This is a genomic window from Bacillus sp. AR8-1 (genome assembly GCF_008042345.1).
Lineage (GTDB): Bacteria > Bacillota > Bacilli > Bacillales > Bacillaceae_G > Bacillus_A > Bacillus_A cereus.
This window is the reverse complement of record NZ_QNUB01000021.1, coordinates 160,719-176,700: the sequence shown is the minus strand read 5'-3', so window position 1 is coordinate 176,700 and position 15,982 is coordinate 160,719. Positions and strand designations below refer to the sequence as shown.

Sequence of the window (15,982 nt, the reverse complement as noted above, 5' to 3'; positions counted from 1 at the left end):
AAAAAGGACAAGCATATAATATAAATACCTTTTAACTTTAAGTAACCTTAACTTTCGTTAATAGGGTATCTCAAAATCCCCAAAAGAGCACTTGCGGAAACAAGTGCTCTTTTATTTGGAATTTTAAACCATAAATATTGAATAAAATGTTAAACTGAAAAGAGCACTTGTTTTAATTAAGAGTGTAGTATATGAATGGAGTGTTATTGAATGCAAACAAGAAAAGCCTATCTATATGTATTTGACACGATGTCTGATTGGGAATACGGACATTTAATTGCTGAACTTAATACAGGGAGATATTTCAAAAAAGATGTAGCGCCTTTTAAAGTAGTTACAGTTGGAATAAATAGAGAAACGATTATTTCAATGGGGGGCTTGAATATAAAGCCGGATATTTCCCTAGATGAATGTATCCTTGAGAGTAACGATTTATTAATTTTACCTGGAGGGAATACTTGGAGTGAAGAAATACATAAACCTATTTTGAAAACAGTTGGTGAAGCTTTAAAACTTGGTACAATTGTAGCAGCAATTTGCGGTGCAACTATAGGTCTTGCAAATTACGGTTACTTGGATTCTATAAATCACACAAGTAATAGTTTAGAGTATATGAAAATGGTTTGTCCTACTTATAAAGGAGAAAATTTTTATGAAGTGGGACCTGTAGCGTCTAGTAGAAACCTTATTACTGCATCGGGTGTAGCGCCTCTAGAATTTGCCATGGAAGTACTGAAAAAATTAGATGTATTTGCGCCGGATACACTTCATTCATGGTATAAATTGAATGAGACTCATGAAGCAGAATATTTCTTCCAGTTAATGAATTCAATTAATAGCTGAGTAGTATGTCGAAAGAAAATTATATTTTAAATGATGCGAAAACTAATAACAAAATAATTTTATGAAAATAAAAGGTAAGGGTATTCCTATGAATATATGAGGAAATATCCTTACTTTTTATAGTATTATTTCCGAATGACAAATGTAATGGCATTTGTTTTTAATCGAATGTGTCTTTCATTACGAACTATATTATAAGCTAATTCTTTTATTTCAACTTTTACTTCTTTCCATCCTTTATAAATACTTTTTAATAGGCGTATCATTTCTTCAGTTAGGAGATTAATTTCAATTAAAGCCTCTAATTCTTCATTCGTTTTTAAATCAATTTCTTGTATGTTAGAGTTAATAATTAAACAATTAATACCACCGTTTTTTGTACCTCTTTTCATAGATTGGAGCACGTTTTTTAAATCTTCTTCTGATTTAACATGCTCTAAACTTGATACTGCAACGATATAGTCATAAGTATTAGGTCTAATATGATAGTTTTCAATTGCTGCTTGTTCTGTTTTTATAACCTCGAATACGTCATGTTCTTTGCTATAAATTTGTAGCTTTGTTAAAGCGGAATTAAGTAAATCAACACATGTAACAGTTCCGCTAGCATTTTTAATCTTTTGTGCAATTGGAATGCTATTTCTACCGACGCCAGAGCCAAGGTCAAGCACTTGTAATTTGTTTTTCTCTTCAAAGTAGTCCATTAAATCTATAACTGTTTTAACCGGCTTGTGAAGCCAAGATCCAGTTTCAAATAGTTTATATTGTTCATAGCAAAGATCGTGATAGTTCTTTTCTTCTTGTCTTATGTAATCGATACGGTTCATATTGTTTCAGCTCCAATATTTTTATTACAAAATGAATAGGTGGGGCAGCCTTTAACATTTGTTTGAATTCGAAAAATACCACCAGCATGTGGATACTCTTTTAATTCGTCATCCGTCATTCTTGTTCTGGCTGTTGTAACATATAAATCAGTTAAGTTAGGTCCACCAAATGTACATGATGTTACATATAACGCAGGAATTGGAATACTTAATATTTGTTCTCCAGTAGAGGGATTCCATCTAGTTATTTTTGAACCTCCCCAATGTGCAATCCATAAACAACCTTCTTCGTCAATTGTCATACCATCAGGTAGACCATCATTTTCAGAGAAAATGATTACATCACTTGGATTATGAATGTCTCCAGTACGTATATTATATTGATAGCGAACCACTTTTTTAGTAGGTGTATCTATAAAGTAAAGGGATGTATGATCAGGTGACCAAGCGATTCCGTTTGAAGTATTTACATGTGAAACTTTTTTCTCTACACTCAAATTATTATGTAAACAATATAAGGAACCTGCAGCATTCATACCGTATGTATCTGTAGTACCTGCCCAGAAACGACCAGCTGGATCACATTTTCCATCATTAAAACGATTTTCTATTAAATGAGGTTCGGGGTCAAAAATATGTGTCAGTTTTTCTGTATTTAAATTAATAGAATAAAAGCCGTTTTCCATAGCTAAGAGTAATATGTCCTCTAAATATGGAACAACACAGCCAATTTGTTGATTGAGAGCGATTACTCGGTTCGTATTGGTAGTAGGATTATATATGCATAATTTTTTCTCCATAATATCAACCCAATATAAAAGTTGCTTTTTTTCATTCCAACATGGTCCTTCAGCTAAACTTGCTTTAACATTTAAAGCTAAGTCTATATTACTGAACAAGATGTTCACCTCGCGTTATAAGATATTAATATAATTCGATAAGAATAGAGGTAAACCTTTTAGTCAGAGGATATTATGATTTGTGCTCTAGAAAACTAATCTTCTCAAGTGATTAAAAGGTTTATAAACACGGAGGGGAAAATGCATATGATGTTTTATGAGATTGTTTGCTTTTCTTGTAAGAATATATTTCGTGTTTACGAAGGTAGTGAAAAATATAAGCGATTTAAAGAGAAACCAAAAGGGGCATATTGTTGTGATGAGTGTAGCCACAAAATTCAATTAGAAGCGATAAAGAATTTTTTTAGATAATTTTACGATTTCGATTCGGAAAAGTTTGACAATAAAAGTGTTATAAATTATCATATTAAAAAACTAATATTTAAGGCATAGAAGAGAAGAGTAGTTAAGAAAGAATACGTACAGAGAGCTCTGGTAGCTGAGAAAGAGCGGTATACATCTTAATGAAAAAAGACTTGGAGCTGCGCAAGGAACTAATTTATTTAGGGATGGTGCGACGGGTTCTCCCGTTATAGAGATAGGGTATAAGCATATTTTGCCGTACCTGAAGAGGTTAATATGGTGACATATTAACAAACTGAGGTGGTACCGCGAAGCTAACAACTCTCGTCCTCAAGATGAATAATCTTGGGGGTGGGAGTTTTTTTGTTGCATAAAACTGGAAATGAGAAACAAAAAATAATTGAGGTGAGTAATATATGCATTGGGCGTATGAAGTAGCACATGAATTAATTAGGAAACATCCAAATAAAGAAATGTTTGTTTGTGCATCTGGAATTAGTCCGTCAGGTTCTGTTCATATTGGGAACTTTCGTGAAATCGTAACGACTTATTTCGTAGTAAGAGCACTTCAAGATTTAGGGAAAAAGACTCGTTTTATATTTTCGTGGGATGATTATGATAGGTTTAGAAAAGTTCCAAAAAATATTGATCCATCTTTTGCAAAGTATATTGGTATGCCATACTGTGATATTCCAGATCCGTATGGATGTCATAACTCGTATGCGGAGCATTTTGAAAAAGAGTTTGAAAAATCGCTTCAAGCATTTGGAATTGAAGTAGAATTTATTTATCAACATGATGAATATAGAAGCGGAAGATATAACGAAAATATATTAGAGGCCTTGTATAAACGAAAAGAAATATATGATATTTTAATGGGTTTTAAAACTGGAGAGTGTAGTGAAGAAGAGCGAGAGAGCTTTTATCCAGCTACATTATATTGTGAGAGGTGCGGAAAAGATACAACAACTATTACACATTTTAATGAAGTATTAAAAACAGTGCGGTATGAATGTGAATGCGGAAATGAAAAAGAGTTATCCGTATTAAATACAAATAAAATGAAACTAAACTGGAAAATCGATTGGCCGATGAGATGGATGATAGAGGATGTTATTTTTGAACCGGGCGGTAGAGATCATTCATCAGAAACGGGTAGTTATAATGTATCAAAAGAAATTGCAAGGAAAATATTCAATTGTGAAGCGCCTCATTACGTTGCTTACGATTTCATTGGTATTAAAGGGAATCATGAAAAAATGTCTAGTTCTTCAGGGAATAGTATTACACCAAGCGATTTATTGAAAGTGTATATACCAGAAGTAATTCTCTTTATGTTTGCAAAATACAAACCAGGCGCTGCTTTTCATATTGGGTTGGATGAAGATGTGATTCGTAATTATACAGAGTATGAGCGATTGAAAGATAGTTATGAAAATAAAACGCTCAAAAATGAAGATTTATTTGATGCAATTAAAATCTCTAGAGTTGATAGTGAGTTTAAAGAATATCCGAAATTTAATCAAGTAGCAGGAACGTTACCATTATTAAATTTTGATTCAACTATTTTACAGAGGATATTAAAGAAAATAGATAGGAGCTATGCATTAGATGAAATGAGAGCGATAAGTAATCGCGCAGAGTATTGGATAAGAAACTTTCAATCTGAAAAATTAATCGCGGTAAATGAGGAGAAAAATGCAGAGTTTTACTACACATTAGATGAAAGGCAGAAAGAATGGCTAGTAGAAGTTTGTAAAATACTTCGTTCTAATAAAGATTACTCTAACTTAATGGAGCAATTATATGCGATTTGTCATCATGAAAATAAAAAAATAATGAAAGAAAATCAAAAACAATTATTCACTATTATATATAAGCTCATTATGAATCAATCAAATGGTCCTCGTATACCATTATTAATACATGTAGTAGGCATAGAAAAATTTATCACATTATTAGATTTCTAAAACACAGTTAAAAGCAACGCAAGTACCAAAATTTCTAAGTACTTGCGTTGCAAATTTTACTATCGTGAATACATTTTCGGACATTCATCACCACTTGGTTCATAAAAACAATGGCTTTTAAACTGTCCTACAAATGGCTGATTATACCATTCAGGCGGACAAGCTCCAACTGGACGGAAATACCAAAGAGCCCATCGTGCAGGCCAGCGCCATTGACCTTGTAAAACTTTTCGTGCGATTTCTTTTTCTGATTCACGAGCGCGTTGATAAAAATATCCATATTGTACTGCTTCAAATCCGCCGGGGCTTTGATATACAGCGTCTCGTACGGTACGGAGTTGTTTAAAATCTAAGCAATCACAAAATACACGGTTTACTACAACGCATCCAACTAACTCCTCACCTTGGCGACCTTCGCCTTCAGCTTCAGCACGAATTAATCGAGCTAGTAAATCAACATCACTTTCGTTGTATGGAATAAGGGGCATAGTGATACCACCTTTCTGTTATAGTAAAGAGTGTATGTTATAAAACAATCTGCGTGCTTTTTTACTTAAAAATAACATTTAATTTTAAGAGGAGCTTGTATAAAAAAAGCTAATTAGTAATAGTAGATAAATATAAAAGGGAGAGGTATTATGTATCGAATTCATAAAGACCATATCATTTACTTAATGTCACCAGAAAATAAGCCGTGTATGGAAGTAGAAATTGGGAGCAGTCTTGTATTTGAAACATATGATTGCTTTGAAAATCAAATCGATTCTGAAGATGTTGTGTTTCAAGAATTAGATTGGAACCGAATTAATCCAGCGACTGGACCTGTATATGTTAAAGGAGCAGAACCTGGCGATATATTAGTCGTAACGATTGAAAAAATTGAAATTGCAGAGCAGGGCGTTTTAACTACAGGTGCAAACCTTGGTGTAATGGGTGATGAGTTAAATGAAAATACAGTGAAAATTGTCCCAATACATAATGAATATGTTTTGTTTTCAAGTGAACTACAAATCCCGATTAATCCAATGATTGGGGTAATTGGTACTGCACCGAAAGAAGAGAGCATTTCATGTGGCACACCGCATGATCACGGCGGGAATATGGACTGTAAAGAAATTAAAGAAGGAACAATATTACTACTACCAGTTAATGTCCCAGGAGCACTATTAGCATTAGGTGATTTACACGCAGCAATGGGTGATGGTGAAATTGGTGTTAGTGGTGTAGAGGTTGCTGGTGAGGTAACGGTAACAGTTCAAATTATAAAAGGAAAACAATGGCCATTACCAATGGCTATTCAAAAAGAAAAAATGATGACGATTGCTTCAGAGAAATTGTTAGATGATGCAGCAAATCGTGCTGTACGTAATATGGTGACATTTTTACATGAAGAATTAGCAATGTCTAAAGCTGATGCAACGCTTTTATTATCGGCAGCAGGTAATTTAAAAGTTTGCCAAGTTGTGGATCCGCTGAAAACAGCGCGTATGGAACTAGGAATGGATTATGTGGAGAAACTAGGATTTATTTTTAGTAAATTTCATATTAAATAGATAAGGGACGAAAAAGGATACTTTTGTATAAAAGCATCCTTTTTTAATTTACGGATTTTGTGAAAAGAGGTAGTATTTATTCTATATAAGTATATTTGAGATTGCGGATTAAAAAGGAGTTCAATAATGGTCAAAATTATGATTGTAGAAGACGATATGAAAATTGCAGAACTATTATCGACACATGTTGCGAAATATGGTTATCAAGGAGTTATTGTATCGGACTTTCAAAATGTATTAAACATTTTTTTAGAAGAACAACCAGAGTTAGTTTTATTAGATATTAATTTACCGAGTTTTGATGGGTACTTTTGGTGTCGTCAAATTCGCGGAGTTTCAACATGTCCGATACTATTCATTTCGGCCCGTGAAGGCACGATGGATCAAGTTATGGCGTTAGAAAACGGTGGCGATGATTTTATTCCGAAGCCTTTTCATTATGAAGTTGTAGTGGCGAAAATTCGTAGTCATTTAAGACGTGCATATGGAGATTATGCACCGAAACTAGAAGAGCGAATGATTGAGCAACATGGCCTTTGTTTATATCCTGAAAGACTTGTATTGAAACTTAGAAATGACGAGATTGATATAACGAGAAACGAAGCTATTTTATTAGAGACATTAATGAAAAATTATCCGCGTGTTGTGAGTAGAGAAGTGTTACTTAATAAATTATGGGATAGTGAATCTTATGTTGATGATAATACATTAAGTGTAAATACAACACGTGTGCGTAAAAAGTTACAAATGTTGCATATAGAAGGTGCGATTGAAACAATTCGTAGTGTTGGATATAGATTTCATATTACTTGGGATAATGGTATAGAAAAATGATAAGGTTGTTTATACGTGATCATATACCACTTATTTGCTTTACCATAATTCAACTACTAGCTATATTTCTCGTATATTGGTTTGATGGGCATAATCATATTACAACGGCGTTATATGCAATGTTTCTAGGTGTTTTCTTTATGGGAAGTTATTTAATGTTTCGTTATTTTACACATCGTTCTTTTTATGAGCGCTTAGCAAACCCCATGCAATCTTTGGATGAATCTGTTCAAAAATCTGATTTTGCAGCTGTATCGGCTGCTCTTCAAGAATTACTTGAGGTGCAATATAGACATTATCAAAATCAGCTGCAAATGCAAGAGAGAAAAAATAATGACCATTTAACCTTTATGAATCAGTGGATCCATCAAATGAAAACACCTTTATCTGTAATAGAATTAATTACACAGGATGAAGTAGATTCACGTTTTGAAAGTATAAATGAGGAAACTGATCGATTAAAAAAGGGATTAGAAATGGCTCTGTATGTCGCACGTTTAGAAGCGTTTACACAAGACTTTTATGTAGAAAGGGTACAACTACATAAAATAGTGAATGATTCGGTACATGAACATAAACGATTCTTTATCCGGAATTTTGTATATCCAGAGCTTGAAATTGATAAGGATATTACTGTAGAAAGTGATGTGAAATGGTTACAATTTTTAATCGGACAAATACTATCGAATGCGATTAAGTATTCATCAGGTAGTAGAGAAAAGATTAAAGTGAAAGCTTGTAAGGAAGGTAATACAGTTGTGCTTGAAATTATCGATAATGGTGTAGGAATACCAAAGCAAGATTTACCAAGAGTCTTTAAACCTTTCTTTACAGGAGAAAATGGTAGAGATTTTAAAGAATCAACAGGGATGGGACTATATCTTGTATATGAAATTACGAAACAATTAGGACATAGTGTAGAAATCAATTCAGAGGTTAGTAAAGGTACAGTTGTACGAATTAAATTTTTTAATGTGTAGATAAGTGATCTAGGCTAAAAAACTTTGGAGATAGGTTTTTTAGCCTTATTTTATAGCAATTATATGAAATAGTAAAAGGTCATCTTAGTATGTATAATGACACGTTAATAAATACGGTTGTTAAATTAGAAGGATTTAATAATAAATTGATAAATAGATTTTGTAAGAAAAAAGCTATCCCTTTGAAAGAGGTAGCTTTATGTATCCATCCTTTGAATAAGTGTATTAACATGAATAAGTATAATGTTCAAATTCGTGATATTTTTTGTGGATTATAATAGAATTAGTCTTTTATTTTTTCATGATACAGTATTGTAATTAAACAAACAAACTTAATAATTTATATCCAATTAATCCTAAAATAGTAATAGGAACCATCATTAAGAAAGAAGAAATTCGATTAGCATTAGAGCGTTCTAATACAAGAATCAAGATAATCCCGACTATGACTTCGGTATATCCAACAGGTAACATGTGACTATAGTGTTCAAAATTTAAAAGAATGTGAAGTCCATCCGTTACAAAAACTCCACTTAAAAGTGCGCTTCCGAATTTATGAAGTGGATTTGTAGTATCTTTCCATAGAAAACCTGCAATTCCAAAGATAGTTCCTCCTATACATGCACATACAATCCATACAGATATAAAATAAATAGAGTGAGCTACATTTTTAATAACTATTGCATAACCATAGTAGCCTAATACCATACCGAGTAGTGCAAGGATACCAGAAAGTATAGCTGAACGCTTAGAATAACTAAAGCTAGCCACAAAAAAGGATGGAACTAACCAAACGCTTCCTAGATTAGCTAATGAATTCCAGTGTCCAGGAAGTATACTTTGCCCCAATTTAGTTAGTATACCAACAATAATCCCTACTATAATCGGGATGAGAAAAATCCTTAAAAACATATTTAACTTTGTGATTTTTAATGTCCTGTCCATAAATTCAATCCTTACATTATTATTTTCTGTAAAGATATAATAGCTTATCACAAGGGAATAATCAATAAAAATTTATCGAAAAACAATAAGTGGTTATTGGGTAACGAATAACATTTTGTTTTTATATAAAATTTATATAAGAGAGAGTGCTTAGAAGTTTACTACTGGGGAAATCTAAAGGACGTATTACAATCAATGTAATTTGTGCTTGTTCAATATGAAGCTAAGAAATGATAAATAAGCCTAAAAGAAAGCAATCTTTTTAACAGCACAAATAATTGCATTTACTCATACAGTACTAGTATGGTACAATATGGTTATTAATGACGGAAAGGAATGATGGGTGGACGATGATTAACTAATCTTATTTTTAAATGTTGAAATGAAATAAATTTCAATTTATAAAAATTAGGATTAGTCTGCCCAATTCCAAACAACGGTATTGCTATTTGATTTGCGTAATAGCTTATTTGGGTATAAATAATGTAACGACTAATCCTGCCAAAATTACTTTGGGAGGATTTTTTTGTTCTCCCTTAATGAAAGGGATCGGTAATATGAAAGAAATTTTAAAATTAAATGATGTTTACGTTGAAATAATGGAAAATACTTTGTTAGAAAAAATGAATGTAGCAGTGAAACAAGGGGATGTTATCGGATTAATTGGTAAAAATGGTGCTGGTAAATCAACGTTACTTCAATTAATAAATGGAAAGATTGAGCCTTCAAAAGGGATTGTTGAATGGCAGCAAATGAATATGACAACCGCATATGTTGAGCAAGAAATAGAATCTTTTATTAGTAATGATGTGATTTCGCAAGAAGCAGAACTTCTTGCGAAATGGGGCGTGCCAACGAACGATTTTCATACTTTAAGTGGTGGTGAAAAGCTGAAAATTCGATTAGCAAAAGGATTTGCCGAAAATCCTAATGTCTTAATATTAGACGAACCGACAAATCATTTAGATGAGATCAGTACGGGATTTCTCATTAAACAAATAAAAAAGATGAAAGGTACTGTTATTGTTGTATCGCATGACCGATATTTTTTAGATGTTGTCGCAACAAAAATATGGTCAATTGAGGACAAAAAATTAATTGAGCATAGTGGTAATTATACGAGCTACATGAAAGTACGTGAGCAAAGAAGGAAGTCGCAGCAGCGTGAATATGAAAAGCAGCAAAAAAAGATAGAACAAGTAGAAACACATATAAAAGAATTGAGTTCATGGTCACAAAAGGCACACGCGCAGTCTACAAAACAAGAAGGTGTGAAAGAATTCTATCGTGTAAAAGCGAAGCGAATGGATGCACAAGTGAAGTCAAAACGAAAACGACTCGAAAAAGAGCTGGAGAAAACGAAAGTAGAACGTGTGAAAGAAGAATATTCAGTTGAGTTTTCTATTCAAGCGAACAAAAAAGTAGGAAAACGCTTTTTAGAAGTGAAGCAATTAAAAAAAGACTTTCATGGGAAAGCATTATTTGAAAACGTTAATTTTACAATTCAGCACGGTGAGAAAGTTGCGATTGTTGGACCAAACGGTAGTGGAAAAACAACATTACTGAAGATGATTATGGGAACGGAAACTGCTGAAGGAGAAATATGGATTTCACCATCTGCAAACATAGGCTATTTAACACAAGAAGTTTTTGATTTACCGCTTGATAGAACACCGGAAAATTTATTTTTTAAAGAGACGTTTGAAGAAAGAGGAAAAGTCCAAAATTTAATGAAACATTTAGGATTCCAAGCGTCTCAATGGAAAGAGCCGATTGAGCATATGAGTATGGGAGAAAGAGTAAAATGTAAGCTAATGGCTTATATTTTAGATGAAAAAGATGTACTCATTTTAGACGAACCGACGAATCACTTGGATCTACCTTCACGTGAACAACTTGAAAATACATTAGCTGAGTATAACGGAACATTAGTAATTGTATCTCACGATCGATATTTTCTGGAGAAAACAACTAACACAAAACTCGTGTTTTCAAACAATACGATACAAAAGCAGCTAGAAGAACCTACTAAAACAAGAGATGATATTGAAGAGCTACGTTTAAAGTTAGAAACAGAGAGACAAGAAGTATTAGGAAAATTAAGCTTTTTAACTTCTAACGACAAAGAATATAAAGAACTTGATGAACGATTTATAGAACTTACGAAGCAGATTAAGGCGCTATAACGTAAGTAAGGGGGATTAATATGGGAGAAGAGAGTTTGACTAAGTTATTTAGAATAGATTGTGGAGATATATACTTGCAAGAGTTTATGGTCAAAGATGCAGAGAGTATTTATAAAATAGCAAATCAACCGGAAATAGAAAAGTTTTTACCAGACTGGAAATCAACAAAAGAACAAAGGATGAATTGGATTGCAAATTATGAAATACCAGCAAATAAAGTATTTCTTGAGGCAGTGAAAACTACGAATAACATAGATAATCGTATGTTAAAGCTAGGAATATTTAAGAAAGCTACAAATGAATGCATTGGATGGTGCTGCACAGGCATGAAAGAAGAACTCCCTTCACCAAACAGAGAGATAATGTATGCTATCTCAAATGAACATCAAAATCATGGCTATGCTACAAAAGCGACTAAAGGTTTAATTGACTATTTGTTTAAAGAAACAAATTTAATGATCCTCAACGCAATTGCTTTAATTAACAATGCACCATCAAATAAAGTTATTAAAAAATGCGGGTTTACTTATTTGAGTGAACAGAAGATAGAAAATCAACTATATAATCATTATGTATTGAGTAAATCTGAATGGATAAAAAATATTTCTCTGTAAAAGGAATTAAAACGAAATCATAAAAAAGCTTAGAGCTAAAACTCTAAGCTTTTTTATATTCATTTTATCCCGCATTACCGGGCAGTAAAACCCCCACTGATTAAAGTTTCACTTTATACTTGCTGACATAAGAAAGGTACAATTGTAATGACTTCTTGAAGGAATTGCTTTTCAACAAAATAGGGAAATCAAGCTGTACATGGGATATCCAGTTGAAAATCATTTATGAAAAGGTGATTGGAATATTTTGTCGAATTTATGTATCAATGATAATACAAATTTCTTACTCAAATCATTCTACAAATCAATTACTTAAAAAATGGAAGGGAAAAGAAAAGTGGGCGGTATAAAGAAGCATTTAGTCTTAGTCAACAAAAATTGCTGGTAAGTCTATTAAAGAGCTACATATAAAACTTACGGTTGAGTGCTAGTAGGTAGATTAAATCTATAAGCCAGGAATTAGTTTAAATGAGGGAGGGGAACACATATTATAATTTGGTTTCGTCACTTGCCACAAATAAGTATGGATTTTTCAGAATGGACTCCTTTTATACAGAATAATTGGTACCGAAAACATTATATGAAGTTTGTATATTTACTTCAGATAATCATTTTTATAATACCTTATTTTTTTGAAACAGGTTTCACTCATATTAATATATTTTATCTTATCATAATAGGTATCTTAGTCTTCATCATTCACGAATGTCTACACATTTTAGTAATAAGTAAAAAAGGGGATATTAGCTTAACATTTAGTAAAAGATTTTTTTGGTTAAATACAAATGCAGTCTTACCCAAAACGAGATTTTGGGTCTTTATGAGCTTGCCTATAATTGTATTATCAGTAGTTCCTGCCATGATATCGTTCTTTGTATCAGGAAATATTAAATCAATTTTATTATTTATATGTTGGATAAACGCATTCATTTCCGCCTCAGATATTTACAATTCGTTTTTGATTGCAATGAAACCGAAGCACTCATTTTTTTGCAGAGGTTATTATAAAGTGAAATAGTATTTAATGGGTAACTCAAATATGCTTCAACTACATACAATAGTTAAAATATAATATTTGAAAGTAAAAAGACCGATAAAAAATCGGTCTTTTCTTATTAATAAAATAAAGATTAGAAAATAGCATTGTAATTCTAACCAATATGCAAATATTATAAGATAGATATGCTTTGTTTATAGATTTGAAAATAGGTTTGTTATCAGTTTTTTTAGAAATCTTACAAGCGTGTAAGATAAATGAAAGGTGAATCAATATGAGCTGTAAGACAATTCATTTACACTCTATAGTGAGCAGTGGAAATGAAGGGAGAATATAAATGGAAATTTTGCAGGCAAATAGTATTAGTAAAGTATATAAAGGGAAAGTACCTTATAAAGCATTAGTAGATATTGATTTATCAATTCAAGAAGGTGAATTTGTAGGAATTATGGGCCCGTCAGGTAGTGGGAAAACAACGTTATTAAATATGGTATCTACTATTGATTCTCCATCATCGGGAGAAATATTTATTAATGGTACAAATCCTTTTCAATTATCATCAGAAGAATTAGCGTTATTCCGCAGAAAACAATTAGGATTTGTATTTCAATCATTTAATCTTCTTAGCACACTTACTGTAAAAGAAAACATCGTATTGCCGATGACTTTAGATGGTGTTTCCGTCCAAGAAATGAATAAACGAGTAGAAGAGATTGCAAAGAAGTTAAACATTACTGATATATTGAGTAAAAGAACGTTTGAAATATCAGGGGGACAAGCTCAAAGAACAGCAATCGCTCGTGCGATCGTTCATAAGCCGCAATTATTACTTGCAGATGAACCAACAGGGAACTTGGACTCTAAATCTTCAAATGATGTAATGGAGATGCTTGATACTCTAAATAAAGAAGAAAAAGCAACGATGATGTTAGTTACACATGATCCGTATGCAGCGAGCTTTTGCAGCCGAGTAATCTTTATTAAAGATGGTCAACTATATAACGAAATTTATTGTGGTGAAAGTAGGCAAACTTTTTATCAAAAGATTATGGATGTCCTTTCTTTGTTAGGAGGAAAAAGGCATGACTTTTCGTCAGTTCGCATTTAATAATATTTTTCGCAATAAGCGTACATATGCTGCCCATTTTTTAAGTAGTGCATTTTCTATTATGATTTTCTTTACGTATGCTCTTTTATTATTTCATCCTGATTTACAAGGTGAGTTGAAATCGACAAGTGCAACAATAAGTGCATTTGGTACATTGGGATTTTCAGTTTCGCAAGGATTGATTTTTGTATTTTCATTTTTCTTTATTTTATATTCAGTTAGTTCGTTTTTAAAGACGCGTAAGAAAGAATTTGGCATTTTAATGATGCAAGGTATGTCAATGAGACAGCTTAAGAAATTATTATTAATTGAAAATATGTTGATTGGACTTGGTTCAATTTGTATAGGGATTTTCATTGGACTCATATTTTCTAAACTAGTCTTATTGATAAGTGCAAGTGTATTAATGATTAATAATGGTTTACCTTTTTATATACCAGTCCGAGCTGTATTATTAACAGTTATTACATTTCTTTTCTTGTTTTTAATTGTTTCATTATTTACATTTAAAATGATAAAAGTAACGGAACTTGTGGAACTTATTCGAGCAGAGGAAAAGCCAAAACCTGAACCGAAATCTTCAGTTTTATTATCGATACTTTCTTTAATTAGTATAGGGTATGGATATTTTTCAGTATTTCGCTTTATACCAAGTACCAATTTTATTACGCTTGGAATAGGTGTGCTTCTAGTAATTATAGGAACGTACTTTTTATATACTCAGTGTAGCGTTTATATATTGCACCTTGCTAAAAGGAGAGAATCTTTCTTTTTAAAGAGAACAAATATATTAACATTTTCAGAATTAATTTACCGTATGAAAGATAATGCAACGATGTTTTTTATAGTATCTATTGTTTCAGCAGTTGCATTTACAGCAATTGGTACAACAGCCGCAATTGGAAATAGGGATTTGGTAAGGATGACAAATCCGTATACATTTTTGTATGGAAGTTTGGAAAATGACAAAGTATTGAATAAAAATCTTTCTATTATAAAAAAACACCTTTCTGATGCTAATATTCCGTATCGAATGGCTTCATCTTCATATATATACACAGAAAATAGCGTAAATGTAATGAAGTTAAGTGAATACAACGATCTTGCTAAAGCACTAGGCTATCAACAAGAAACCATTGAAAAAGAAGATGAAATTTTATTAATCCCTGGAGTTGTATCACAAAAACAAGAATTTAAAAATGGCGAGTATAAAAAGGATATAGAAGTCATTCAAGGTGATTGGACAAAGACATTTCATGTGAAAAAAGCTGTAGCAAATTTAGTTTTACCACATGATTCTAGAACTATTTATATCGCTGTTCAAGATCAAGTATATGATGGAATGCCTCTTACTAGTGACCCAGTTAATGAAGAAATTTCATATCGTACTTACGGATTTGTTGTAGATGATTGGATAAAAACGAAAGAGATTTCCAATCAATTAAAGAGTATATTTGATAAAGATCTTAGGGACAGAGATTTCTACTTTGAAGCTTTAACATTAAACTTGTTGGAAGCAAAGCAAAAGAATGGTTTATTACTTATGGTAAGTATTTTAGTCGGAATCGTCTTCTTTACATTCGCCGCTAGTTTTATTTATTTCCGATTATATACAGATTTAGATCGCGATCAACAGCAATATAAAATGATTTCGAAAATGGGATTAAGTAAAGGTGAGTTGAAAAAGGTTGTAACGAGGCAGTTATTATTAATGTTCTTTTTACCAATTGTCGTTGCAGTGATTCATACTGTAGTCGCTTATATGGCATTACAACAATTAGTCGACTTTTCTATCATAAATAGCTCTATCGCCATTTTAATTTCATTTATATGTATACAAGTTTTATACTTCTTTATCACTCGTTGGCGTTACCTACAAAAGCTTTATAAAACTATGGAACAGTAGAGAACATCAGCAAGTAA

15 protein-coding genes and 1 other annotated feature are annotated in these 15,982 nt (G+C 32.1%); of the genes, 11 read left to right on the top strand and 4 right to left on the bottom strand.

The features are described 5' to 3' along the window. Positions 1-210 precede the first annotated feature (210 nt). Positions 211-843, top strand: coding sequence for a type 1 glutamine amidotransferase family protein (locus DN400_RS17625; RefSeq protein WP_061660663.1), 633 nt, complete (start codon positions 211-213; stop codon positions 841-843). Between the two features lie 125 nt (positions 844-968). Here DN400_RS17625 and DN400_RS17620 read toward each other — a convergent pair whose 3' ends face one another. Next, positions 969-1,670 (bottom strand): class I SAM-dependent methyltransferase, encoded by a 702-nt coding sequence (locus DN400_RS17620; protein ID WP_061660664.1) that lies wholly within the window; start codon positions 1,668-1,670, stop codon positions 969-971. Beyond that, positions 1,667-2,569 (bottom strand): SMP-30/gluconolactonase/LRE family protein, encoded by a 903-nt coding sequence (locus DN400_RS17615; RefSeq protein WP_098256092.1) that lies wholly within the window; start codon positions 2,567-2,569, stop codon positions 1,667-1,669. Before DN400_RS17615 ends, DN400_RS17620 begins: the two co-directional genes overlap by 4 nt. Before the next feature lie 141 nt (positions 2,570-2,710). Between DN400_RS17615 and DN400_RS17610 the strand changes: the two genes are divergently transcribed. Continuing rightward, positions 2,711-2,881, top strand: coding sequence for a DUF2197 domain-containing protein (locus DN400_RS17610; RefSeq protein WP_000551042.1), 171 nt, complete (start codon positions 2,711-2,713; stop codon positions 2,879-2,881). Between the two features lie 69 nt (positions 2,882-2,950). Next, positions 2,951-3,207 (top strand) — a binding site (T-box leader). Between the two features lie 81 nt (positions 3,208-3,288). Next, on the top strand, positions 3,289-4,842 hold the full coding sequence (gene lysS / locus DN400_RS17605; protein ID WP_098256093.1) for a lysine--tRNA ligase: 1,554 nt from the start codon (positions 3,289-3,291) through the stop codon (positions 4,840-4,842). 59 nt (positions 4,843-4,901) lie between these two features. Here the strand turns inward: lysS and DN400_RS17600 are convergent, their stop codons facing one another. Next, complete coding sequence (locus tag DN400_RS17600) at positions 4,902-5,330, bottom strand: cell wall hydrolase (RefSeq protein ID WP_001128402.1); 429 nt, start codon at positions 5,328-5,330, stop codon at positions 4,902-4,904. A 150-nt stretch (positions 5,331-5,480) separates the two neighbouring features. Here DN400_RS17600 and DN400_RS17595 point away from each other — a divergent pair, with 150 nt between their 5' ends. The 3 genes from DN400_RS17595 (at position 5,481) to DN400_RS17585 (ending at position 8,209) form a co-directional block, all read left to right on the top strand. Next, positions 5,481-6,395 carry an acetamidase/formamidase family protein gene (locus DN400_RS17595; RefSeq protein WP_016512787.1) on the top strand — a complete coding sequence of 305 codons (915 nt, stop codon included), beginning with the start codon at positions 5,481-5,483 and terminating at the stop codon, positions 6,393-6,395. Positions 6,396-6,521: 126 nt separating this feature from the next. Then, on the top strand, positions 6,522-7,229 hold the full coding sequence (locus DN400_RS17590) for a response regulator transcription factor (protein ID WP_000238993.1): 708 nt from the start codon (positions 6,522-6,524) through the stop codon (positions 7,227-7,229). Continuing rightward, the gene (locus DN400_RS17585; RefSeq protein ID WP_002094028.1) at positions 7,226-8,209 is read left to right on the top strand and encodes a sensor histidine kinase; all 984 of its coding nucleotides are present in this window, start codon (positions 7,226-7,228) and stop codon (positions 8,207-8,209) included. Before DN400_RS17590 ends, DN400_RS17585 begins: the two co-directional genes overlap by 4 nt. A gap of 318 nt (positions 8,210-8,527) precedes the next feature. On the opposite strand, the gene DN400_RS17575 is transcribed toward DN400_RS17585, so the two are convergent. Beyond that, a complete protein-coding gene (locus tag DN400_RS17575; RefSeq protein ID WP_000376270.1) occupies positions 8,528-9,154 on the bottom strand; it encodes a DUF6518 family protein in 627 nt (208 codons plus the stop codon). A 557-nt stretch (positions 9,155-9,711) separates the two neighbouring features. On the opposite strand from DN400_RS17575, the gene abc-f reads away from it, so the two are divergent. The 5 genes from abc-f (at position 9,712) to DN400_RS17550 (ending at position 15,965) form a co-directional block, all read left to right on the top strand. Beyond that, positions 9,712-11,340, top strand: a complete 1,629-nt coding sequence (gene abc-f, locus DN400_RS17570; RefSeq protein WP_002152855.1) for a ribosomal protection-like ABC-F family protein — start codon at positions 9,712-9,714, stop codon at positions 11,338-11,340. 20 nt (positions 11,341-11,360) lie between these two features. Continuing rightward, positions 11,361-11,954, top strand: coding sequence for a GNAT family N-acetyltransferase (locus DN400_RS17565; RefSeq protein WP_147801795.1), 594 nt, complete (start codon positions 11,361-11,363; stop codon positions 11,952-11,954). 523 nt (positions 11,955-12,477) lie between these two features. Further along, positions 12,478-12,972, top strand: coding sequence for a DUF3267 domain-containing protein (locus DN400_RS17560; protein ID WP_080477915.1), 495 nt, complete (start codon positions 12,478-12,480; stop codon positions 12,970-12,972). A gap of 316 nt (positions 12,973-13,288) precedes the next feature. Beyond that, positions 13,289-14,059 (top strand): ABC transporter ATP-binding protein, encoded by a 771-nt coding sequence (locus DN400_RS17555; protein ID WP_000404441.1) that lies wholly within the window; start codon positions 13,289-13,291, stop codon positions 14,057-14,059. Next, positions 14,034-15,965, top strand: a complete 1,932-nt coding sequence (locus DN400_RS17550) for an ABC transporter permease (protein ID WP_065228879.1) — start codon at positions 14,034-14,036, stop codon at positions 15,963-15,965. The genes DN400_RS17555 and DN400_RS17550 overlap by 26 nt, the downstream gene beginning before the upstream one ends. Positions 15,966-15,982: the final 17 nt, after the last annotated feature.

What these genes read in the sequence shown, in the direction of transcription:
- DN400_RS17625 (WP_061660663.1), top strand. Translation starts at nt 211, where the DNA reads ATGCAAACAAGAAAAGCCTATCTATATGTATTTGACACGATGTCTGAT.
- DN400_RS17620 (WP_061660664.1), bottom strand. Translation starts at nt 1,670, where the DNA reads ATGAACCGTATCGATTACATAAGACAAGAAGAAAAGAACTATCACGAT.
- DN400_RS17610 (WP_000551042.1), top strand. Translation starts at nt 2,711, where the DNA reads ATGCATATGATGTTTTATGAGATTGTTTGCTTTTCTTGTAAGAATATA.
- lysS (WP_098256093.1), top strand. Translation starts at nt 3,289, where the DNA reads ATGCATTGGGCGTATGAAGTAGCACATGAATTAATTAGGAAACATCCA.
- DN400_RS17600 (WP_001128402.1), bottom strand. Translation starts at nt 5,330, where the DNA reads ATGCCCCTTATTCCATACAACGAAAGTGATGTTGATTTACTAGCTCGA.
- DN400_RS17595 (WP_016512787.1), top strand. Translation starts at nt 5,481, where the DNA reads ATGTATCGAATTCATAAAGACCATATCATTTACTTAATGTCACCAGAA.
- DN400_RS17590 (WP_000238993.1), top strand. Translation starts at nt 6,522, where the DNA reads ATGGTCAAAATTATGATTGTAGAAGACGATATGAAAATTGCAGAACTA.
- DN400_RS17585 (WP_002094028.1), top strand. Translation starts at nt 7,226, where the DNA reads ATGATAAGGTTGTTTATACGTGATCATATACCACTTATTTGCTTTACC.
- DN400_RS17575 (WP_000376270.1), bottom strand. Translation starts at nt 9,154, where the DNA reads ATGGACAGGACATTAAAAATCACAAAGTTAAATATGTTTTTAAGGATT.
- abc-f (WP_002152855.1), top strand. Translation starts at nt 9,712, where the DNA reads ATGAAAGAAATTTTAAAATTAAATGATGTTTACGTTGAAATAATGGAA.
- DN400_RS17565 (WP_147801795.1), top strand. Translation starts at nt 11,361, where the DNA reads ATGGGAGAAGAGAGTTTGACTAAGTTATTTAGAATAGATTGTGGAGAT.
- DN400_RS17560 (WP_080477915.1), top strand. Translation starts at nt 12,478, where the DNA reads ATGGATTTTTCAGAATGGACTCCTTTTATACAGAATAATTGGTACCGA.
- DN400_RS17555 (WP_000404441.1), top strand. Translation starts at nt 13,289, where the DNA reads ATGGAAATTTTGCAGGCAAATAGTATTAGTAAAGTATATAAAGGGAAA.
- DN400_RS17550 (WP_065228879.1), top strand. Translation starts at nt 14,034, where the DNA reads ATGACTTTTCGTCAGTTCGCATTTAATAATATTTTTCGCAATAAGCGT.